We start from the raw sequence: 21,971 nt of genomic DNA, 5'->3' as shown, positions 1-21,971 counted from the left end.
GACATTTCACCATGACTATCACAACCGTTATTCACAGAACCGGACTGGGCGTCTGCATCGTCGGTGGCGCCCTGGCGGCAACTGGCGCGCTGATGCAGTCTCCCGCCCTCTGGCAGCCGGGGCTGGTGATGCTGACGACAGGCTTCGCGGCAGGCGCGGGCTACTGGACAAATCTTCGCAGCTACCAGTTTACCTTGTGGATCATTGCCGGCTTTGTCGCGGCGATGACCTGGTCAACCGATCTGATCGTCTGGGGCGGATTCAACATCACCCATAAATGGATCGTCTTTTTAGTGATCCAGGCGACCATGTTCAGTATGGGCACCAAACTCACGATTCAGGACTTTATCGACGTCGCTAAAATGCCCTGGGCGGTGTTTATCGGCACCTTCTGTCATTTCGTCATCATGCCTCTGCTCGGCCTGAGCATCACGCTGATCTTTGACTTTCCGCCGGAAGTGGCGGTGGGGATTCTGCTGATTGGTTCCTGTCCCAGCGGGCTCTCCTCCACCGTCATGGTGTATATCGCCAACGCCAACCTGGCGCTGGCGGTCTCGATCGCCGCCGTCTCGACGCTGGCGGCGACGGTCATGACCCCGCTGTGGGTGAATCTGCTGGCGGGTTCAATGATCGACATCCAGCTTACGGCGATGGTGATGGACGTCGTGAAAATCGTGTTGATCCCGATTGGCGCGGCGATTTTACATGACTACCTGAAAACCTATGCCGGCGTGCAGGGGCGTCGTACCGTGCAAACGCTGGCCGGAATCAGCGCCATCTGGCTGCTGTATATGCTTGCCGGCGGCTGGGACACGCTGTTTGGCAGCGCCAGCGCCGACGCGCAAATGTATGCGGTGGTGCTGAACTTTGTGGCAGGCGGGATCATCTGGGCGCTGTTCTATAACTGGCTGTATGGACGCGTGGCCGGCGTCAAGAAGATCATGCCGACCATCTCGATGATGGGCATCATTTTCTTCACCACTACGGCTGCGGCGGCCGGGCGCGACAACCTGGTTCAGGTCGGCTTCTTGCTCTGCTTCGCCATGCTGATGCACAACCTCGGCGGCTTCCTGATTGGCTATTTGATGAGCCGCTGGATCTTCCGCATGGATGTTCAGTCCGCCCGGACGGTAGCCTTCGAAGTCGGCCTGCAAAACGGCGGGATGGCATCAGGTCTTGCCGCCGCGATGGGAAAACTGGCCACCGTTGGTCTCGCCTCTGCGGTCATGACGCCGCTTGGCAACGTCAGCGGCTCGCTGCTGGCTAACTACTGGCGCAAAAAGGATGCCCGACAGGCGCAGGCCCAGAGCGAGTGTTCGCCTGCTCAGCCGGTATCAGAACCTCTGTCAAAAGGATAACTCACCATGATGACTTTAACCCTGCAACAGGCACGACGTGCGGTAGACAGCGCGCTCGATCTCACCGACACCCGTTATGCGCAACGTCCGCTCAGCGTGGCGGTATGCGACGCTCACGGCGAGTTACTGAGCTTTGCCCGTATGGATAACGCCAAACTGTTGACCATTGAGCTGACGCAGCGCAAAGCACGCACCAGCAGCCGTTTAGGTTGCACAACTCAGGCGTTTTTGCAACGTCTGCAAGATGAGTCACTGGATATCAGCTACTTTGCTGACCCACGATTTACCGCCCTGCCCGGCGGCGTACCGATTCTTCACAACGGTAAATGCGTGGGGGCCGTTGCGATTGGTGGACTGTCCGCCCAGGAAGATCACGATGCGGCCATGGCCGTTGCCGAATGTTTGCTCAAGGAGATCGCAGAATGAAAAAGATCGCTATGCTTCACACCAGTTCCGCCACGCTCGCCATGATGCAGCAACTGATCGGCGACATCATGCCAGAAGCGGACGTAATGCACCTGGTCGAAGAGTCGATGATTAAGCAGGTGATGAAGGCCGGAGGCGTGACGCCGAACATTGCGGCACGCATTGCCGACTACGTCCACATAGCCGAAAAAGCGGATTGTGAGATTCTCATCACCGCCTGTTCGTCCATTGGCACGGCGGTTGAACAGTGTCAGTTTATGACGCCGCTGCAGCTTGCGCGTATCGACTGCGCGATGGTGGAACAAGCCATTAGCCTGGGTGAGAATATTGCCGTGCTGGCCACCGTCGCCACGACCATGAAACCGACGCTGGAGTATGTGCAGCGCAAAGTACAGGCCAGTGGTAAGCAATGCACCGTGACGCCGATATTGATGGAAGAGGCCTTCCATGCCCTGCTGGCGGGCGATATGGAAACCCACGATCGCATCGTCAGCGAAGGATTGCACAGCGCGTATAAACAGGCTGATGTGGTTATGCTGGCGCAAGCGTCGATGGCGCGCGTTCTGCAACAGCTTCCGTCGCCGCCCGTCCCGGTGATGACCTCTCCGGAAAGCGGGATCCGTTGGCTGAAAACACTGGCGGAAAGCGCATAACCTGGCAAGTCAACACTCCCCGTAGGCGGATAAACGCCAGCGCCATCCGGCAAACAGACAGGCAAAAAAAAGGCCATCATCAGATGGCCAACCATGTCGAAAATGGACCAGCCCTTTCCCCTGCATCACGGGTAAATGCAGGGGTTAGGCTGTTTTATTGCTTTTACTTAATGACAGCTTTCAGCGCTTCGCCGATATCGGCCAGGCTGCGAACCGTTTTCACGCCTGCGGCTTCCAGCGCAGCGAATTTCTCATCCGCCGTGCCTTTACCCCCGGCGATAATGGCGCCTGCGTGACCCATACGCTTACCTTTCGGCGCGGTCACACCGGCGATATAGCCCACAACCGGCTTGGTGACGTGATCTTTGATGTAAGCAGCCGCTTCTTCTTCCGCGCTGCCGCCGATCTCACCGATCATCACGATCGCTTCAGTCTGCGGATCTTCCTGGAACAGCTTCAGGATGTCGATGAAGTTAGAGCCCGGGATCGGGTCGCCGCCGATGCCCACGCAGGTGGACTGGCCGAAGCCGTAATCGGTGGTCTGCTTAACCGCTTCATAGGTCAGCGTACCGGAACGGGAAACGATACCCACTTTACCCGGCTTATGGATGTGGCCCGGCATGATGCCGATCTTGCATTCGCCTGGGGTGATCACGCCCGGGCAGTTCGGCCCGATCATGCGCACGCCCGCTTCGTCCAGCTTCACCTTCACGGTCAGCATATCCAGCGTCGGGATACCTTCGGTGATGGTGATAATCAGCTTAATGCCCGCGTCGATCGCTTCCAGAATGGAATCTTTACAGAACGGAGCCGGAACGTAGATCACAGAGGCAGTCGCACCTGTTGCTTCTACCGCTTCACGCACGGTGTTGAACACCGGCAGGCCCAGATGGGTGGTGCCGCCTTTACCTGGCGTGACGCCGCCAACCATTTGCGTACCGTAAGCGATCGCCTGTTCGGAGTGGAACGTCCCCTGGCTACCGGTGAAGCCCTGACAGATAACCTTGGTGTTTTTATCGATTAAAACAGACATTATTTCCCCTCCACTGCGGCAACAACCTGCTGAGCTGCATCCGTCAGACTTTTCGCTGCAATAATATTCAGGCCGCTGTCAGCCAGTTTCTTCGCGCCGAGTTCGGCGTTGTTGCCTTCCAGACGCACAACCACCGGCACGTTAACGCCCACTTCTTCCACCGCGCCGATAATACCGTCTGCGATCAGGTCGCAACGGACAATACCGCCGAAGATGTTAACCAGCACGGCTTTCACGTTGTCGTCAGAGAGAATAATTTTGAACGCTTCGGTCACGCGCTCTTTGGTCGCGCCGCCGCCCACGTCGAGGAAGTTCGCCGGTTCGCCGCCGTGCAGCTTAACGATGTCCATGGTGCCCATCGCCAGACCCGCGCCGTTCACCATACAGCCGATATTGCCGTCCAGCGCCACGTAGTTCAGTTCCCACTGCGCAGCCTGCGCTTCGCGCGGATCTTCCTGCGACTGGTCGCGCATTTCGCGCAGATCCGGCTGGCGGAACAGCGCATTGCCGTCAGCGCCCAGCTTGCCGTCGAGGCAGATCAGATCGCCTTGTTTGGTGATAACCAGCGGGTTAATTTCGATCAGCGCCAGATCGCGCTCCAGGAAAATGGTCGCCAGGCCCATGAAGATCCGGGTGAACTGCTGCACCAGTTTGCCTTCCAGACCCAATTTGAACGCCAGCTCGCGTCCCTGATACGGCATCGGTCCGGTCAGCGGATCGAGCGCCACTTTATGGATCAGGTGCGGGGTTTCTTCCGCCACTTTTTCAATTTCCACGCCGCCTTCGGTAGAGGCCATAAAGACCACGCGACGGGAGCTGCGGTCAACAACCGCGCCCAGATACAATTCTTTGTCGATATCGGTCGCCGCTTCAACCAGAATCTGGTTTACCGGCTGGCCGTTCGCATCTGTCTGGTAGGTCACCAGGCGTTTGCCCAGCCAGTGTTCAGCAAACGCGCGAATCTCTTCTTTGCTGTTAACGACCTTCACACCGCCCGCTTTACCACGGCCACCAGCGTGAACCTGACATTTTACTACCCACGGACCGGCACCGATTTTCGATGCCGCTTCTTCAGCCTGGCGCGGAGTAGTACAGGCATAACCCACCGGCGCCGGTAAGCCATAGCGGGCAAAAAGTTGTTTTGCCTGATATTCATGTAAGTTCATGTGTTCTGTCCATCCTTCAGGTAATCGTTATCTTTAAACCCGTAGACCAGAGCGGTATCTTTGCCGGACGGCGCTACGCTTAATCCGGCCTACGGGGCAGGTGACGCTAAAAAATGACTATACGTCCAGCAGCAGACGCGTTGGATCTTCCAGCAGCTCTTTAATCGCCACCAGGAAGCCCACGGATTCGCGGCCGTCGATCAGGCGGTGATCGTAAGACAGCGCCAGGTACATCATCGGCAGGATTTCAACCTTGCCCTCCACTGCCATCGGACGATCTTTAATGGCGTGCATCCCGAGGATCGCGCTCTGCGGCGGGTTGATGATCGGGGTGGACATCAGGGAACCGAACACACCACCGTTGGTGATGGTAAAGTTACCGCCGGTCAGGTCTTCTACCGTCAGCTTGCCGTCACGGCCTTTGACGGCCAGCTCTTTAATTTTCTTCTCGATGTCAGCCATGCCCAACGTATCCACGTCACGCAGGACGGGCGTCACCAGGCCACGCGGCGTAGACACCGCCATGCTCACGTCGAAATAGTTGTGATACACCACGTCGTCGCCGTCGATAGACGCATTCACTTCCGGATAACGCTTCAGCGCTTCAACCACCGCCTTCACATAGAAGGACATGAAACCCAGACGGATACCGTGACGTTTCTCGAACGCTTCGCCGTACTGCTTACGCAGATCCATGATTGGCTTCATGTTGACTTCGTTGAAGGTGGTCAGCATCGCGGTGGAGTTTTTCGCTTCCAGCAGACGCTCGGCCACGCGCTTGCGCAGTCGGGTCATCGGGACGCGTTTTTCACTGCGAGCGCCAAGCGCTGGCTGTGCCGCCGCAGCCGCAGCGGGTGCGTTGGACGCTTCTTTCGCCGGCGCTTTCGCCAGATGTTTTTCTACATCTTCACGGGTGATGCGGCCACCGACGCCGGTGCCTTTAATGGCGCTGGCATCCAGGTTGTGTTCGGCCAGCAGGCGACGGATCGCCGGGCTGAGCGCATCGTTGTTTTGCTCTTCCAGAGACGCCTGCTGGCGCTGCGCCGGGGTGGACGCTTTCTCTTCGGATTTCGCGCTGGTTTCTTTACCGGCGCTGTTGCCTTCACGCAGGCGACCCAGGATCTGGCGAGAGGTCACGGTAGTGCCTTCGTCTTCCAGAACCGCATCCAGAATGCCGTCCGCTGATGCCGGTACTTCCAGTACCACTTTGTCAGTTTCGATTTCGACCAGCACTTCGTCACGAACCACGGCATCGCCTGGTTTTTTGTGCCAGGTGGCGACGGTCGCGTCCGCTACGGACTCAGGCAGGTCGGGAACAAGAATATCTACGCTACTCATTATTTATCCTTTATTTAATCGACGTTCAGCGCGTCATTAACCAGATCTTGTTGCTGCTTCTGGTGAACGGACATATACCCTACCGCCGGAGAGGCGGAGGCCGGGCGACCTGCATAACGCAGGGCGGACCCAAATGGAATCACTTCACGGAAATGATGCTGGCTGCAGTACCAGGCGCCTTGGTTGAGCGGCTCTTCCTGACACCAGACAAAATCATGTACGTGAGCGTACTGTTTCAGCACGTCCTGCATCGCCTGATGCGGGAACGGATAAAGCTGCTCGATGCGCACAATGGCGACATCTTTCTGATCGTTCTTACGGCGCTGTTCCAGCAGGTCGTAATAAACCTTACCAGAACACATCACCACGCGCTTCACGCCTTTCGGATCGATATCATCAATTTCGCCAATGGCCGGCAGGAAGGTGCCGTTGGCCAGCTCATCCAGGCTGGAAACCGCCAGCGGATGACGCAGCAGCGATTTCGGCGACATGACCACCAGCGGACGGCGCATACCGCGCAGCGCCTGACGACGCAGCATGTGGTACACCTGAGCCGGGGTGGACGGCACGCAAACCTGCATGTTCTGCTCGGCGCAAAGCTGCAGATAACGCTCCAGTCGCGCGGAGGAGTGCTCCGGCCCCTGGCCTTCGTAACCGTGCGGCAGCAGCATCACCAGGCCACACATGCGGCCCCACTTCTGTTCGCCGGAGGAGATGAACTGGTCAATCACCACCTGCGCGCCGTTGGCGAAGTCACCGAACTGCGCTTCCCAGATCGTCAGGGTACGCGGTTCCGCCGTGGCGTAACCGTATTCAAACGCCAGTACCGCTTCTTCAGACAGAACGGAGTCCCATACCCGGAAGCTGCCCTGGCCGTTATGCACATGCTGCAGCGGGGTGTAGGTTGAACCGTTAGACTGATTATGAATCACCGCGTGGCGGTGGAAGAAGGTGCCGCGACCGGAGTCTTCGCCGGACAGGCGTACCGGGATACCTTCATCAACCAGCGTGGCGTAAGCCAGATTTTCCGCGCCGCCCCAGTCGAACAGTTTCTCGCCCGCCGCCATCGCCTGGCGGTCAGCGTAAATTTTGGCCACGCGGGACTGCATCTCAACCGCTTCCGGCACCGTACTGATGCGTTTCGCCAGCTCCTGCAGACGCTTCATCTCCACCTTGTTCGGGTATGCTTCGTCCCACTCGTGGTTGAGGTACGGCGACCAGGTAAAGGAGTGCATGTTCATCGGACGCCACTCTTTCACCACGCATTCACCGGCGTCCAGCGCGTCACGGTAAAGGTTGACCATTTCGGTCGCGTCTTCCAGCGTGGCGACGTTGTCGGCTTCCAGTTTGTCGGCGTAGATCTTACGCGGGGTCGGGTGTTTTTTGATTTTCTGGTACATCAGCGGCTGGGTTGCGCTCGGCTCGTCGGCTTCGTTATGGCCGTGACGGCGGTAGCATACCAGGTCGATGAAGACATCACGTTTAAAGGTGTTACGGAAGTCCAGCGCCAGACGGGTGACAAACGCCACCGCTTCCGGATCGTCCGCATTGACGTGGAAGATCGGCGCCTGCACCATTTTACCGATGTCGGTGCAGTACGGCGTGGATCGGGCATCCAGCGGATTAGAGGTGGTGAAGCCCACCTGGTTGTTGATAACGATGCGAACGGTCCCGCCCACTTCGTATCCCCGCGCTTTCGACATGTTCAGGGTTTCCTGAACCACGCCCTGCCCGGTCACCGCAGCGTCACCGTGAATGGTGATCGGCAGCACTTTGTTGCTGCTCGGCTCGTCGAGCCTGTCCAGACGCGCCCGTACGGAACCGATAACCACCGGGCTGACGATCTCCAGGTGCGACGGGTTAAACGCCAGCGCCAGGTGGACCAGGCCGCCTTCGGTTTCAATATCGGACGAGAAGCCCATGTGGTACTTCACGTCACCGGTACCGAGGTGTTCTTTATGTTTGCCAGCAAATTCGTCGAACAGATCCTGCGGTTTTTTACCCAGCACGTTGACCAGCACGTTCAGACGACCACGGTGGGCCATTCCCAGCACCACTTCACGGGTGCCGCTGTTGCCCGCATGGCGGATCATCTCTTTCAGCATCGGGATTAACGCGTCGCCGCCTTCCAGCGAGAAGCGTTTCGCGCCCGGGAACTTCGCGCCCAGATAACGTTCCAGGCCTTCCGCCGCGGTCAGTTCGCTCAGGAAACGTTTTTTCTCATCGGCGCTAAACGCCGCGCGTCCGGATTCGATACGCTGTTGCAGCCAGCGTTTTTCTTCGGTGCTGGTGATGTGCATGTACTCGGCGCCGATCGGGCCGCAGTAAGTTTGTTTGAGGGCGGAGAGCAACTCGCCCAGCTTCATCGTCTCTTTGCCGCCAGCAAAAGAACCTACGTTAAAGCTTTCCTGGAAGTCGGCCTCGGTCAGATCGTGGAAGGAAGGATCCAGATCCGCCACGGTTTCTTGCTTCCACAGTCCCAGCGGATCGAGATTCGCATGCTGGTGACCGCGGAAACGATAAGCGTTAATGAGCTGCAGGACTTTAACCTGCTTCACATTGGTGTCAGGGTCGGAAATCGAAGAAGAGTAACGTGAGGCATCCTTCGCCAGACGACGGAAATAATCACGCGTTTTTGAATGGAATTGATCCGGTTTGACCCCTGTACCAGGCAACTGCTGGAACGTGGAACGCCAGTTCGCGTCCACAGAGTCAGGATCGGTTAAGAAGTCTTCATAGAGCTGTTCTATCCAGCTCTGGTTTGCGCCAGAGAGGTAAGAAGAGTCCAGCCAGGCTTTCAAAGCGCTGTTCTGCATCGTGATCCCTTAAGCATTTTTATGCTTACTTTCGCCGTAGAAACTACCACGCACACCGAGTGTACGTGCCGGGGTTCACCTGCGAGCTCTTACTGGCCCGCGAAGGAACCTTTAAAAACTGCCATTCATCTTCTGCGTTCAGGCGGCGACGTCGTTGGCTGCCTTGTCTCGTCCTGTACGCCTCGATGACGGGTACTGCAATGTAGCGGTTTTTAAAGATTTCCTGCATCACCGGGGAATCGCTTCCCCGGCGTTTACACGTTATGCACTGCGCTGCAACAGCATCGACTTAATATGGCCGATGGCGCGCGTCGGGTTTAGCCCCTTAGGGCACACACTGACGCAGTTCATGATGCTGTGACAGCGGAATACGCTGAATGCATCGCTCATTCCTTCCAGGCGGCTGTCGGTTTCGGTATCGCGGCTGTCGATCAGGAAGCGGTATGCCGCTAACAGACCGGCCGGGCCGATGAACTTATCCGGGTTCCACCAGAAAGACGGGCAAGACGTTGAGCAGCACGCACACAAAATACATTCATACAGCCCATCGAGTTTTTCCCGCTGCTCGGGCATCTGCAAATGCTCGCGCGCCGGAGGATTTTGCCCATTATTCAACAAGTAAGGCTTAATCTTCTCATATTGTGCGTAGAATTGCCCCATGTCTACCACCAAATCGCGGATCACCGGTAACCCTGGCAGTGGACGGATGACAATTTTCTTACCCGGCTGATTCAGCGCCGAAATGGGCGTGATGCACGCCAGGCCGTTTTTGCCGTTCATGTTCAGTCCGTCAGACCCGCAGACCCCTTCACGGCAGGAGCGACGGAAAGAGAGGCTCGGATCTTTTTCTTTCAGCTGCATCAGCGCATCCAGCAGCATCATATCGCGCCCTTCTTCGCCTTCCAGGGTGTAATCCTGCATGCGCGGAGCGTCATCAACATCCGGGTTATAGCGATAAATTGAAAACTCGAGTTTCATTGTCCTGTCTCCGCATTAGTAAGTACGAATCTTCGGCGGGAATGCCGGGCGCAGTTTCGGTTCCATATTGACCTGACGTCGCGTCATGGACTCCGTCTCTGGCAGATACAGGGAATGGCACAGCCAGTTTTCATCATCACGCTCCGGGAAGTCGAAGCGACTATGCGCGCCGCGACTTTCGGTACGGAAGTTTGCTGAAACCGCCGTGGCGTAGGCAGTTTCCATCAGGTTATCCAGCTCCAGGCACTCAACGCGCTGAGTGTTGAACTCGCTGGAAGTATCGTCCAGACGGGCGTTTTTCAGCCGCTCGCGGATCGCCTTCAGCTGTTCCAGCCCTTTCGCCATCGCGTCGCCTTCACGGAATACCGAGAAGTTGTGCTGCATACATTCCTGCAGCGCTTTGCGAATCACGACCGGATCTTCACCGTCGCGGTTATTGTTCCAGCGGTTCAGGCGCGCCAGTGAGGCGTCGATTTCGTCGTCGGTCGCATCGCGCAGTGCGCCCTGCTCCGCGATAGACTCCTGCAGATGCAGACCCGCCGCACGGCCAAACACCACCAGATCCAGCAGCGAGTTGCCGCCCAGACGGTTGGCGCCGTGTACGGAGACGCAGGCGATTTCGCCCACCGCAAACAGGCCCGGAATCACCACGTCTTCGCCCTGCTCGTTTACGGTCAGCGCCTGGCCGGTCACTTTGGTCGGGATTCCGCCCATCATGTAGTGGCAGGTCGGGATAACCGGAATCGGCTCTTTCACCGGGTCGACGTGGGCAAAGGTACGGGAAAGTTCGAGAATACCCGGCAGACGGGACTCCAGAACCTCTTTCCCCAGATGATCAAGTTTCAGCTTGGCATGCGGCCCCCACGGACCGTCGCAGCCGCGACCTTCGCGAATTTCAATCATGATGGAACGCGCCACCACGTCGCGACCCGCCAGGTCTTTCGCATTCGGCGCATAACGCTCCATAAAGCGTTCGCCGTGTTTGTTCAGCAGATAGCCGCCTTCGCCGCGGCAACCTTCGGTGACCAGTACGCCCGCACCGGCGATACCGGTCGGGTGGAACTGCCACATTTCCATGTCCTGCACCGGCACGCCTGCGCGAATCGCCATGCCCACGCCGTCGCCGGTATTAATATGGGCGTTGGTGGTGGATTGATAAATACGGCCTGCGCCGCCGGTCGCCAGCACCGTGGCGCGGGCTTTGAAGTAAACCACTTCACCGGTTTCAATGCACAGCGCGGTACAACCCACGATCGCGCCGTCGGCGTTCTTCACCAGATCCAGCGCATACCACTCGGAGAAAATGGTGGTGTGGTTTTTCAGGTTCTGCTGATACAGCGTGTGCAGCAGCGCATGGCCGGTACGGTCAGCTGCCGCTGCGGTACGTGCCGCCTGCTCGCCGCCGAAGTTTTTCGACTGGCCGCCAAACGGACGCTGATAGATACGACCGTCATCAAGACGGGAAAAAGGCAGCCCCATGTGCTCCAGCTCCAGAATCGCTTCCGGTCCGGTCTTGCACATATATTCAATCGCGTCCTGGTCACCAATGTAGTCCGACCCTTTGACGGTGTCGTACATGTGCCATTCCCAGTTATCCTCATGGGTATTACCGAGCGCGACGGTAATGCCGCCCTGCGCGGAAACGGTATGGGAACGGGTTGGAAAGACTTTAGAGAGCAGCGCACAGGTTTGTCCGCTCTGGGAAATTTGCAGCGCCGCACGCATACCCGCGCCGCCTGCGCCTATGACCACTGCATCAAATTCTCTGACTGGCAATTTCATTACACACCCCACACCACAACAAATCCATAAATGACGTAAACCACCAGCGCAACGACGATAGCCAGTTGCAGGCCTAAACGAACAGCCAGCGGTTTAACGTAGTCGGTCAACACCTGCCACATGCCGATCCAGGCATGAATCAAGATGGAAAAAAGGGCCAGCAGAGTGAAGACTTTGGTGAAGGCCGATGAGAAGAAACCGGTCCAGACTTCCCAGGTCAGGTCGCCGCTCGTGGCGAAGAACCCCACCATGTAGATAATGTATAACGTCAGAACGATAGCGGTAGCGCGGACCAGGATGAAGTCATGTACGCCATTGCGTCCTAATGCGGAGGCGTTGCTTACCATACGAGGACTCCTGCGAGAAGTGAAAGCACGACAGTGATAACGAAAGAGATTTTGGCCGAGCGTTGACCCGCTTCGAATGTTTCTTCCAGATAGCCAAAATCCATTAACATGTGACGCACGCCGCCCACCACGTGGTACGCCAGCGCGGTGAGAATGCCCCACATGATAAATTTAACGAAGAAGCTCCCCATGATGGCGGACGCCTGCTGGAATCCTTCCGGGGAAGAGAGGCTGGTACCCAATAACCACAACAGAATCCCGACCGCCACGAAGGTGATCACGCCGGAAACGCGATGGAGAATGGACGCTATCGCCGTGATTGGGAACCGGATCGTTTGCAGATCCAGATTGACAGGTCTTTGTTTTTTCACATTTCTTATCATGAATAACGCCCACATGCTGTTCTTATTATTCCCTTTAGACTTCGGGTACAGAGGCTCATCCACCTGTAGCCTGAAAGACGACGGGATTTCCTTCCTCCGGTCTGCGTGCGGGTCAGACAGCGTCCTTTCTATAACTGCGCGTCATGTAAAACACTGCTTCCAGATGCTAAAACGACACGTTACAACGCTGGGTGGCTCGGGATTGCAGGGTATTCCGGAGACCTGGCGGCAGTATAGGACGTTCACAAAATCATTACAATTAACCTACATATAGTTTGTCGGGTTTTATCGCGAACAGTGACCTACGTCACGATAACAACATTTTTTTAATTTTTAATCATCTGATTTGACAATCATTAAACAAAGTTGTTACAAACAACACCAGAAAAAGCATATAATGCGTAAAAGTTATGGGGTCACTCTTTAACCTGCAAATAAGTTATGTAACAGTAAGAAGATATTGACCGATCCCTTCAGTACAGTTAATAGTGATAGACAGGTTGAATAATTCGGATTGCTAAGTTGTTGATTTGTTGCTATTTCACCATGAGTTAACTGATTTACCTGCAAGCGCCCATTGCTCTGTACCCTGGTTTTCTCCTCTCACGCAGAGCGGCGAGCCGAATAACAAACCGGTAACAGTTAATTTTATGTTTACACAAACTCATTCCCGCTGCGTCAACGCGGCACGCGTGAAGGACGATGTGTAGAAGACAGATCTCACCTGTGCAGTCTCAAGCAATAAGGCGCTAAGGAGACCGTAAATGGCTGATACAAAGGCAAAACTCACCCTCAATGGTGATGCTGCTATCGAACTGGACGTGCTGAAGGGCACGCTGGGTCAGGACGTTATTGATATTCGTAGTCTGGGTTCAAAAGGCATGTTCACTTTTGATCCGGGTTTCACCTCTACCGCATCCTGCGAATCCAAAATTACGTTCATCGACGGCGATGAAGGGATTTTGTTACACCGCGGCTTCCCGATCGATCAGCTGGCCACCGACTCCACCTACCTGGAAGTGTGCTACATCCTGCTGTACGGCGAAAAACCGACGCAGGCTGAATACGACGAGTTCAGAACCACGGTGACCCGTCATACCATGATCCACGAGCAGATCACCCGCCTGTTCCACGCCTTCCGCCGCGACTCACATCCCATGGCGGTAATGTGCGGGATCACCGGCGCGCTGGCGGCGTTCTATCACGACTCACTGGACGTGAACAATCCGCGCCACCGCGAAATCGCGGCCTTCCGTTTGCTCTCCAAAATGCCGACGATGGCAGCGATGTGTTACAAGTATTCGATCGGTCAGCCGTTCGTTTATCCGCGTAACGACCTCTCCTATTCCGGTAACTTCCTGAATATGATGTTCTCTACGCCGTGCGAAACGTATGAAGTGAACCCGGTGCTGGAACGTGCAATGGACCGTATCCTGATCCTGCACGCTGACCACGAGCAGAACGCTTCCACCTCCACCGTTCGTACCGCAGGTTCTTCCGGCGCCAACCCCTTTGCCTGTATCGCGGCGGGCATCGCTTCCCTGTGGGGACCGGCACACGGCGGCGCGAACGAAGCGGCCCTGAAAATGCTGGAAGAAATCAGCTCAGTTAAACACATTCCGGAATTTGTTCGTCGCGCGAAAGATAAAAACGACTCTTTCCGCCTGATGGGCTTCGGCCACCGCGTGTACAAAAACTACGACCCGCGCGCCACCGTAATGCGTGAAACCTGCCATGAAGTGCTGAAAGAGCTGGGCACGAAAGATGACCTGCTGGAAGTGGCCATGGAGCTGGAACACATCGCGCTGAACGACCCGTACTTCATTGAGAAGAAGCTCTACCCGAACGTGGACTTCTACTCCGGTATCATTCTGAAAGCGATGGGGATTCCGTCCTCTATGTTCACCGTGATCTTCGCGATGGCACGTACCGTCGGCTGGATTGCGCACTGGAATGAAATGCACAGCGAAGGCATGAAAATCGCCCGTCCTCGTCAGCTGTATACCGGCTACGATCAGCGTGATTTTAAGTCTGACATTAAGCGTTAATGCTTTACGCATCCGGCGTCCCCCACGCCGGATGCGTGCCAGCGCGCTCCGGCTCTCCCCCCTGCCGGATGGCCTGTTAACCGCGCCATCCCCTCTTTTATTGACCCGCGTTATTTTAATCTGCTCACACTTTCTCTATGATTTCCTGAGATTTCGCTAAACGTTATTCAGGAGCAGGGAATGCCATCTTTGCAGTGGGGCGCCTTATTTGTCTTGTCGTTACTTCTTTCCCTGCTGTTCCTGTACGTTCATCTCCCGGCGGCGCTGTTGCTCGGCCCGATGCTGGCAGGCATTGTGTTTAGTCTGCGCGGGATGCCCCTGAAACTGCCCCGTAGCGCCTTCCTCGCCGCCCAGGCGATCCTCGGCTGCATGATTGCGCAAAACCTTACCGGTTCCATCCTCACCACGCTTGCCCTTCACTGGCCGATGGTCCTGGCGGTGCTGTTGGTTACGCTGCTTTCCAGCTCGGTAGTGGGCTGGCTGTTGGTGCGCTACAGCTCGCTGCCGGGCAACACCGGCGCGTGGGGCTCTTCGCCCGGCGGCGCGGCGGCGATGGTCGCCATGGCGCAGGACTATGGCGCGGACATCCGTCTGGTGGCATTTATGCAGTATTTACGCGTGCTGTTCGTTGCGGGGGCGGCGGTGCTGGTCACCCGCCTGATTCTGGGCGACAGCGCAGAGGCCGTCAGCCAGCAGGTGGAATGGTTTCCGCCGCTGAGCGTTAACTTACTGTCTACCCTGCTGCTGGCGGCCATTGCGGGTCTTGCCGGACGGCTGTTGCGGATCCCGTCCGGTACGATGTTGCTGCCGATGCTGGCAGGCGCGTTGCTGCATACCAGCGGGACGATAGTGATTGAACTGCCGGAGTGGCTGCTGGCGATTGCCTATATGGCGATTGGCTGGCGCATCGGTCTGGGCTTCGATAAACAGGTGTTTTTCATGGCGCTGCGCCCCCTGCCGCAAATACTCGCGTCCATCTTTTCCCTGATGGCGATTTGCGCGGCAATGGCATGGGGCCTCGCGCACTACATGCAAATTGATTTTATGACCGCCTACCTCGCCACCAGCCCCGGCGGGCTGGACACCGTGGCGGTGATCGCCGCTGGCAGCAACGCCGATATGGCGCTGATCATGGCGATGCAAACCCTGCGCCTGTTCAGCATCTTGCTGACCGGCCCGGCGGTGGCGCGTTTTATTTCCACCTACGCGCCAAAACGGCCATCACAGCGCTGAAAAACGTCGCGTGACCAGACTGCTCGCTATTTTTGACAGCGCGGACACCAGTAAAATGGGCGCGACGAAAGCGTGGTTTTTTCAATGATCCCGCCACAGCGCTCGCACGTTTCACCGTCACGGTGGAACACATGAAAGCGAAACAGCGCGCCATGGTGTTTATTCTCATCCACCCGCCCACGCGTGGTATAGGACAGGCGCGGAATATCCAGCAGCGCGTGGGATAACGCGTCGAGTTGTTTCGCATTCAACGCGTTCGCTTTGTGACTGCCGTTTAGTCCCACCTGCCAGAGGATCTCGACGCGCAGGTAGTTACCCAGCCCGGCGAGAAATGCCTGATCCAGTAGCAGCCCGGCAAATTGTCGATTGCGAAAACGGGGCGAAAGCAGACGTTCTTTTACCGCTTCAGCCGTCAGACGCGGATCGAGCACATCCGGGCCAACGCGCTGTAAAAAGGGATGGGTAGTAAGTTGCTCCGGCGTCAGCATCTCAATATCCGAGGCGCTGTAGAGCAGAATGGCTTTATCCGCCGTTTGCAGCCGCACGCGCAGCACGCGGGTGGTCTGCGGCGCTTCACCGCTGTCCACCACTCGCCACACGCCGTAAAGCTGATTGTGGCTGTACAACGTCAGGCCGTCGGAAAAATGGGTCAACAGCGCTTTACCGCGCGTTTCCATTTCCGTCACTCGCTGCCCTTGTAGCTGTGATTCAAAGGGTTTTAACTGCGCAAAGGCAAACCAGACGTCCGTCAACGGTTTACCTTTGATCGCCGCCTCCAGGGTATCCGCCGCGCGGCGGATCTCCGGGCCTTCAGGCATGATACTGTCCTTATCGATAGTGTTAGTGGGTTGCGCCGCCCGTCACCACAAGATCCTTTTCGACCTGTAGCGCGGTCTCAATGGCGATTTCCAGTGCCTGACGTACCGTTTCCGCCGCCATGCTGGGCGCGCCCGGATGCGCCGCCGCCTGCTGCGGTAGATAAGGGATATGAATAAATCCGCCCTTCACCTCCGACAGGCCGCTTAATTTATGCAGCAGCCCGTACATGACATGGTTGCAGACAAAGGTGCCGGCAGTTTGCGATACCGACGCCGGCACGCCCGCCTCACGCATCGCGCTCACCATCGCTTTGATCGGCAGCGTGCTAAACCAGGCCGCCGGACCGTCGATCACTATCGGCATATCCACTGGCTGCTGGCCTTTATTATCCGCAATGCGGGCATCATCGACGTTGATCGCCACGCGCTCAACGGTGATATCCGAACGCCCCCCGGCCTGACCAACCGCCAGCACCAGCGCCGGAGAGAGCGCGTCAATCGCCGCATTCAGTACGCTGAGCGATTCGCCAAACACGCAAGGTAACTGGCGCGCAACCACGCGACATCCGCGGATAATTGCGTTATCGAGGCGCGACACCACTTCCCAGGAGGGGTTAATCTGTTCGCCGCCAAACGGCTCAAAACCGGTGATCAATACCGTTTTCATCCTTCCTCCTTACAGGAACATCAGGAAATACATCAGGAACACGTTGACGATAAGCAGCAACACGCCGGTCGGCACCTGCGCTTTAATCACCGCGTTTTTATCCGGCAGCTCCAGCAACGCGGCAGGAACAATGTTGAAGTTTGCCGCCATCGGCGTCATGAGCGTACCGCAGTAGCCGGAAAACATGCCAATCGCCGCCATCACCGCCGGATTGCCGCCGTGCTGGAGCACCAGAATCGGAATGCCAATCCCTGCCGTCACGATCGGGAAAGCGGCAAAGGCGTTGCCCATCACCATCGTCAACAGCGCCATCCCGAGGGTATACACCGCCACCGCGATAAAGCGGCTGTCAACGGCGAGGTATTCCTGAGTCAGATACGAAATGCCGCTGCCCACGCCTGCGGCGGTGAACAACAGTCCCAGCGTCGCGAGGATCTGCGGCAGAATAAACGCCCAGCCGATGGAGTCGAGCAAACGCCGCGCTTCCTGAATCGGCTGATGGACCTTCTCGTGCGTCATTTTGATCGCCATGCCGAGGCCGATCAGCGAACCTGCGGTCATGGAAAACAGCGTGACCAGGGTAGCGTGGTTACCCGGCCCGAACAGCCCTTCCTGTAAACCGGGAATATGGTTGAACATCAGCACGCCGATCACCGTCACTACCGGAATCGCCAGCGCCGGATAAAACAGGCGGTTGCCGAGACGCGTCGCGCTCTCTTCACGTTGCTCACGGGTACGCTGATGATAGCTGCCGAGCTTTACGCCGCCAAATCCGGCAATCAGCGCCATCAACACCACGGCAATGCCAACGGCGATATTCACCGCGCGCTTGTCGCCCACTAACTGATAGGTCCAGTCGCCCAGTAAAAACAGCAGACCGTAGACGCCCCAGAATAATCCCGTCGTCAGCCGTCGCGGGTTGGCTTTGTCCCGCCAGGACATCAGAGCGACAATCAACAGAATAACGCCTGCCAGCCAGTAGAGGTAGCTTTGCTGAAAATTCATTGTGCATCTCCTTTACCCGCGTTCGCCGCACTGGCTTTCGCCATCTCACGTTGCAGATAGTTATCGAGCCGCCACAGGCGCGCGCCGTGGATCAGAAACGCGCAGATCGCCGTGGGGATCCCCCACAGCGCAATGTGCAGCGGTTCGGTCTGGATCCCGCCGGATTCCAGCATAAAGTTGTGCATGAAGATGATCGCGCCGAACGCGACGAAGATATCTTCGCCAAAGAACAACCCAACGTTATCGGTCGCCGCCGACATCGCCCGCAGGCGATAGCGTACCGCGCCAGGCAGTTGGCCGTAATTCTTCTCCGCCGCGCCTTCCGCCATCGGCGCCAGCAGAGGACGCACCATCTGCGGATGGCCGCCGAGGCTGGTCAGCCCCAGCGCCGCCGTCACTTCACGGATAAAGAGGTACACCACCAACAGACGACCCGCGGTGGCGCTGCGAATTTTCGCGATCCACGTCTGGGCGCGTTCTTTGAGACCGTGACGCTCCAGCAGACCGATCACCGCAAGCGGGATCAACAGAATAAACGGCAGATTGCGGGTATTGAGAAAGCCTTCTCCCAGTTTTTCGAGGATCGTGGCGATCGGCATCTGCGCCGCCAGTCCGGTGACGATCCCGGCCACAATGACCACCAGCACCGGGTTAAAGCGTAAAAGAAACCCGACCACAATGACGGCAATGCCCATCAGTGGCCAGAGAGTGATAGCATCTCCCATAATCCATTCCTTGTCTGTTGTGTTTTTGTTGTGTCGTACGTCAGCGCGTCGTCCTCTTTGGGACGACGTCATTGTTTAAGCTGTAATGTGAATACCGCGCGTCGTAAACGCTTCGCGCAGACGTCGGGCAAAAGCGAGTGCGTGCTCGCCGTCACCATGAATGCACACTGTCTGGGCGACCACGCTGGCCCACGCGCCGGTCACACTCTGCACGCGGCCGCTTTCCACCATCCCCAGCGTTTGCGCCAGCGACTGTTCCTCGTCGTCGATCAGCGCTCCCGGCTGGCTACGCGGCACCAGCGAACCGTCAGGCTGGTAGCCACGGTCGGCGAATACTTCCTGGCGGGTGACAAGTCCGTAACGCTCACCCGCACGGATCAGTTCGCTGCCCGCCAGTCCGACCAGAACCAGCGCGGGGTCGCAGGCATGTACCGCTTTCGCGATCGCGTCCGCAAGCCGCAGGTCTTTCGCCGCCTGGTTGTAGAGCATCCCATGCGGCTTGACGTGACGCAGAACGCCGCCCTCCGCTTTCGCGATCGCCGCCAGCGCGCCGACCTGATACAGCGTCTGCGCGTAGACGGTTTCCGGCGGCAGGGTCATTGCCGTACGGCCAAAGTTTTCCCGGTCGGGAAAGCTGGGGTGCGCGCCAATGGCGACGCCGTTTTTCAGCGCATTTCGCACGCTCGACAGCATGGTTTGCGCATCCCCGGCATGAAACCCGCAGGCAATATTGGCCGAAGAGACCAGCGTTAACAGTTCCGCATCGCTTGCGCAGCCTTCGCCGAGGTCCGCATTCAAATCAATTTTCATTGCTCAACCGCCATGTCAGTTGTTCAAGATAGCGCCGCTGGTCCTGGCGCGCTTTTAGCGCGTCTTCCAGCGAACACTGGACAAAATGAATCGGCTGACCGAGCGGGATCTGCGCCAGATGGTACATATCCGCTTCGATAATACAGGCGATTCGCGGATAGCCGCCGGTGGTCTGAGCGTCGTTCATTAATACAATCGGCTGACCGTTGTGCGGCACCTGCACCACCCCGGGCAGCAAACCGTGGGACAGCAGTTCACGTTCGGTGGTGCGTTTTAGCGACTGTCCCTGCAGCCGGTAGCCCATCCGGTTACTTTGCGGACTGAGGTACCACGGCGAACGCCAGAACGACGCCTGCGATGCCATATCAAACTCGTGATATTCCGGCCCCTGCAGTGCGCGAAGCCGGTTTCCCCACAGCAGCTGTTTTACCCCCTGGGCGCCGAGGAATTGCCGCGCCGGTGCGCCAATGGCGAGGCGGTCGCCGTCCCGGAGCAGACGCCCTTCGAAACCGCCAATCCCGACTTTCAGGTCCGTACTGCACGACCCCATGACTTCAGGTACGGCAATGCCTCCGGCCACCGCCAGGTAGCTGCGCATACCGTGTTGCGGACGCTTTAACGCCAGACGCTGACCCGCTTTTACCGGCAGTCGCCAGCCTGTCCAGACCGGGTGCTCATCCAGTTTCGCTTCGCATCCTGCGCCGGTCAGGGCAAACCAGCCGTCGGCCTCAAATTCGACCACCAACTGTCCGAGCGTAATTTCCAGCACGGGCGCGTTGGCGTCGTTGCCGACCAGTAAATTGGCGATATGCATGGCGGGTCGATCCAGCGCGCCGCAGTGGCTGATACCGGACTGGCGAAAACCGTGACGGCCACCATCCTGTACCGAAGCGTACATTCCCGCGCGAATAATCTTCAACATACCCCCTCCTTCTGCGGGATAAAGCGCACGTTGTCGCCGGGACGCAGCAGGACCGGTTCATCCTGCGTCGGATCGAACAGTTTCCGCGGCGTGTGTCCGATGAGCTGCCAGCCGCCCGGCGTCGCGAGCGGATAAATGCCCGTCTGCGATCCACCGATCCCGACAGAACCTGCCGGAACGATCAGACGCGGTTCGGCGCGTCTGGGCGTATGCAACGGTTCCGGTAAGCTCCCAAGATAGGGAAAACCGGGTTGGAAACCTAAAAACCAGACCACGTACTCAACCGACGCGTGTAGTTCGACCACCTGCTTTTCGCTCAGCCCACTGTGACGAGCCACCAGAGCGAGATCGGGACCGCCCGCGCCGCCGTAAACCACCGGGATATCAATATTGCGCGAGTCGGGCTCCAGCGCCTCGCTTTCTTCCCACCAGCGCTGCAAACGCTCAATGGCATCCAGCGCCAGGGTTTGCGGCTCCCGCAGGATCACCGTGATATTGTTCATCCCTGGGATAGCTTCAACCACATTTGGCATGTCGACCAGACGCTGGGTCAGTCGCCAGATACGTTTCTGGCTCGCCAGCGTCACGGGGGGTTCCAGCTCCAGTACCACCGCCGTTTCGCCTAACAGATAACAGCGCGCTCGTTGCACTTGCGTTCCTCTTCGTCTTTTTTACGCGGGATTCGGTATGTCAATAAACGTCACATCCAGATCGGTATTTTCATTCAACCAGTCGCTGAGGGCGCGAATACCGCCGCGTTCGGTGGCATGGTGCCCGGCGGCGTAAAAATGCAGCCCCTGCTCGCGCGCCGAATGAATGGTTTGTTCAGAGACTTCGCCCGTAATGAACGCGTCTACGCCAAAGCGGGCGGCGCTGTCGATAAAACTTTGTCCGCCGCCGGTGCACCAGGCGACGCGGGTGACCGTCTCCGGCCCGGTATCGCCGCACCATAACGGTTTACGCCCAAGACGCGCTTCAATCCATGAGGCCAGTTCCAGTCCAGGCACCGGCATCGACAGTTCGCCCCAGGGCACCAAGGGTTCGATCTCCCCCATCACGTTGATGCCAAGCAGGGCGGCAAGCTGCGCGTTGTTGCCCAGTTCAGGATGCGCGTCCAGCGGCAGGTGCCAGCCGTAGAGGTTGATATCATTTGCCAGCAGCGTTTTCAGGCGGTTACGCTTCATGCCGCGAATCACCGGGGATTCGCCTTTCCAGAAGTAGCCATGGTGAACGATGACCGCATCAGCCTGCAGGCGTACCGCTTCATCCAGCAATGCCTGGCTGGCCGTGACGCCGGTGACGATTGTTTGCACCGTCGCTTTGCCTTCAACCTGTAAACCGTTAGGCGCGTAATCGCTTATCGCCGCGCTGTTGAGTTTCTCGTTGATCAGTTGTTCCAGTTCGGTGTTTTTCATCATCGCTCCCTTGTTCGTCTATGCGATACGTTAAAATAGCCTTCGGGC

General features: G+C 57.6%; 21 protein-coding genes. 5 read left to right on the top strand and 16 right to left on the bottom strand.

What is annotated here, in order from left to right; genetic code table 11:
- Window positions 1–11: 11 nt before the first annotated feature.
- The 3 genes from OOJ60_RS00970 to OOJ60_RS00960 are packed head-to-tail and all read left to right on the top strand — an operon-like array spanning window position 12 to window position 2,437.
- Window positions 12–1,358 carry a bile acid:sodium symporter family protein gene (locus OOJ60_RS00970; RefSeq protein WP_205611771.1) on the top strand — a complete coding sequence of 449 codons (1,347 nt, stop codon included), beginning with the start codon at window positions 12–14 and terminating at the stop codon, window positions 1,356–1,358.
- A gap of 6 nt (window positions 1,359–1,364) precedes the next feature.
- The gene (locus OOJ60_RS00965; protein ID WP_042285329.1) at window positions 1,365–1,784 is read left to right on the top strand and encodes a GlcG/HbpS family heme-binding protein; all 420 of its coding nucleotides are present in this window, start codon (window positions 1,365–1,367) and stop codon (window positions 1,782–1,784) included.
- Window positions 1,781–2,437, top strand: coding sequence for an aspartate/glutamate racemase family protein (locus tag OOJ60_RS00960; RefSeq protein ID WP_042285333.1), 657 nt, complete (start codon window positions 1,781–1,783; stop codon window positions 2,435–2,437). The genes OOJ60_RS00965 and OOJ60_RS00960 overlap by 4 nt, the downstream gene beginning before the upstream one ends.
- Before the next feature lie 163 nt (window positions 2,438–2,600).
- On the opposite strand, the gene sucD is transcribed toward OOJ60_RS00960, so the two are convergent.
- The 8 genes from sucD to sdhC form a co-directional block, all read right to left on the bottom strand.
- A complete protein-coding gene (gene sucD / locus OOJ60_RS00955; RefSeq protein ID WP_042285336.1) occupies window positions 2,601–3,470 on the bottom strand; it encodes a succinate--CoA ligase subunit alpha in 870 nt (289 codons plus the stop codon).
- The gene (gene sucC / locus OOJ60_RS00950; protein ID WP_042285338.1) at window positions 3,470–4,636 is read right to left on the bottom strand and encodes an ADP-forming succinate--CoA ligase subunit beta; all 1,167 of its coding nucleotides are present in this window, start codon (window positions 4,634–4,636) and stop codon (window positions 3,470–3,472) included. The genes sucD and sucC overlap by 1 nt, the downstream gene beginning before the upstream one ends.
- 117 nt (window positions 4,637–4,753) lie before the next feature.
- On the bottom strand, window positions 4,754–5,974 hold the full coding sequence (gene odhB, locus OOJ60_RS00945; RefSeq protein WP_042285342.1) for a 2-oxoglutarate dehydrogenase complex dihydrolipoyllysine-residue succinyltransferase: 1,221 nt from the start codon (window positions 5,972–5,974) through the stop codon (window positions 4,754–4,756).
- A 14-nt stretch (window positions 5,975–5,988) separates the two neighbouring features.
- The gene (sucA, locus tag OOJ60_RS00940; RefSeq protein ID WP_042285345.1) at window positions 5,989–8,790 is read right to left on the bottom strand and encodes a 2-oxoglutarate dehydrogenase E1 component; all 2,802 of its coding nucleotides are present in this window, start codon (window positions 8,788–8,790) and stop codon (window positions 5,989–5,991) included.
- A 261-nt stretch (window positions 8,791–9,051) separates the two neighbouring features.
- Window positions 9,052–9,768 (bottom strand): succinate dehydrogenase iron-sulfur subunit SdhB, encoded by a 717-nt coding sequence (sdhB, locus tag OOJ60_RS00935; protein ID WP_042285348.1) that lies wholly within the window; start codon window positions 9,766–9,768, stop codon window positions 9,052–9,054.
- A 15-nt stretch (window positions 9,769–9,783) separates the two neighbouring features.
- Window positions 9,784–11,550: a succinate dehydrogenase flavoprotein subunit gene (sdhA, locus tag OOJ60_RS00930; RefSeq protein ID WP_042285351.1), complete on the bottom strand. Its 1,767-nt coding sequence runs from the start codon at window positions 11,548–11,550 to the stop codon at window positions 9,784–9,786.
- Entirely contained in the window at window positions 11,550–11,897 is a 348-nt protein-coding gene (gene sdhD, locus OOJ60_RS00925; protein ID WP_042285355.1) for a succinate dehydrogenase membrane anchor subunit, read from the bottom strand. Before sdhD ends, sdhA begins: the two co-directional genes overlap by 1 nt.
- A complete protein-coding gene (gene sdhC, locus OOJ60_RS00920; protein WP_042286197.1) occupies window positions 11,891–12,295 on the bottom strand; it encodes a succinate dehydrogenase cytochrome b556 subunit in 405 nt (134 codons plus the stop codon). Before sdhC ends, sdhD begins: the two co-directional genes overlap by 7 nt.
- Before the next feature lie 749 nt (window positions 12,296–13,044).
- On the opposite strand from sdhC, the gene OOJ60_RS00915 reads away from it, so the two are divergent.
- Both OOJ60_RS00915 and OOJ60_RS00910 read left to right on the top strand, forming a co-directional pair.
- Window positions 13,045–14,328: a citrate synthase gene (locus OOJ60_RS00915; RefSeq protein ID WP_042285358.1), complete on the top strand. Its 1,284-nt coding sequence runs from the start codon at window positions 13,045–13,047 to the stop codon at window positions 14,326–14,328.
- Window positions 14,329–14,508: 180 nt separating this feature from the next.
- A complete protein-coding gene (locus OOJ60_RS00910; protein WP_205611770.1) occupies window positions 14,509–15,561 on the top strand; it encodes an AbrB family transcriptional regulator in 1,053 nt (350 codons plus the stop codon).
- A gap of 26 nt (window positions 15,562–15,587) precedes the next feature.
- Here OOJ60_RS00910 and nei read toward each other — a convergent pair whose 3' ends face one another.
- From nei to ybgI, 8 genes are all read right to left on the bottom strand, one after another.
- Window positions 15,588–16,379: an endonuclease VIII gene (nei, locus tag OOJ60_RS00905; RefSeq protein ID WP_042285364.1), complete on the bottom strand. Its 792-nt coding sequence runs from the start codon at window positions 16,377–16,379 to the stop codon at window positions 15,588–15,590.
- 22 nt (window positions 16,380–16,401) lie between these two features.
- On the bottom strand, window positions 16,402–17,046 hold the full coding sequence (gene pcp, locus OOJ60_RS00900; RefSeq protein WP_181821771.1) for a pyroglutamyl-peptidase I: 645 nt from the start codon (window positions 17,044–17,046) through the stop codon (window positions 16,402–16,404).
- Window positions 17,047–17,055: 9 nt separating this feature from the next.
- Window positions 17,056–18,051 (bottom strand): DUF979 domain-containing protein, encoded by a 996-nt coding sequence (locus OOJ60_RS00895; protein WP_042285370.1) that lies wholly within the window; start codon window positions 18,049–18,051, stop codon window positions 17,056–17,058.
- A complete protein-coding gene (locus tag OOJ60_RS00890) occupies window positions 18,048–18,776 on the bottom strand; it encodes a DUF969 domain-containing protein (RefSeq protein WP_042285372.1) in 729 nt (242 codons plus the stop codon). The genes OOJ60_RS00895 and OOJ60_RS00890 overlap by 4 nt, the downstream gene beginning before the upstream one ends.
- Before the next feature lie 75 nt (window positions 18,777–18,851).
- Window positions 18,852–19,586: a 5-oxoprolinase subunit PxpA gene (gene pxpA / locus OOJ60_RS00885; RefSeq protein ID WP_205611769.1), complete on the bottom strand. Its 735-nt coding sequence runs from the start codon at window positions 19,584–19,586 to the stop codon at window positions 18,852–18,854.
- On the bottom strand, window positions 19,576–20,508 hold the full coding sequence (gene pxpC, locus OOJ60_RS00880) for a 5-oxoprolinase subunit PxpC (RefSeq protein WP_205611768.1): 933 nt from the start codon (window positions 20,506–20,508) through the stop codon (window positions 19,576–19,578). Before pxpC ends, pxpA begins: the two co-directional genes overlap by 11 nt.
- Window positions 20,502–21,158, bottom strand: a complete 657-nt coding sequence (gene pxpB, locus OOJ60_RS00875) for a 5-oxoprolinase subunit PxpB (RefSeq protein WP_042285380.1) — start codon at window positions 21,156–21,158, stop codon at window positions 20,502–20,504. Before pxpB ends, pxpC begins: the two co-directional genes overlap by 7 nt.
- A gap of 21 nt (window positions 21,159–21,179) precedes the next feature.
- Window positions 21,180–21,923, bottom strand: a complete 744-nt coding sequence (gene ybgI, locus OOJ60_RS00870; RefSeq protein ID WP_042285382.1) for a radiation resistance protein YbgI — start codon at window positions 21,921–21,923, stop codon at window positions 21,180–21,182.
- Window positions 21,924–21,971: the final 48 nt, after the last annotated feature.

The sequence above is a fragment of the Citrobacter sp. R4 genome (assembly GCF_026719175.1).
GTDB classification, from domain to species: Bacteria; Pseudomonadota; Gammaproteobacteria; order Enterobacterales; family Enterobacteriaceae; genus Citrobacter_A; species Citrobacter_A sedlakii.
Note: the sequence above shows the minus strand (reverse complement) of the source record. Positions and strands in the feature narration are given on the sequence as shown.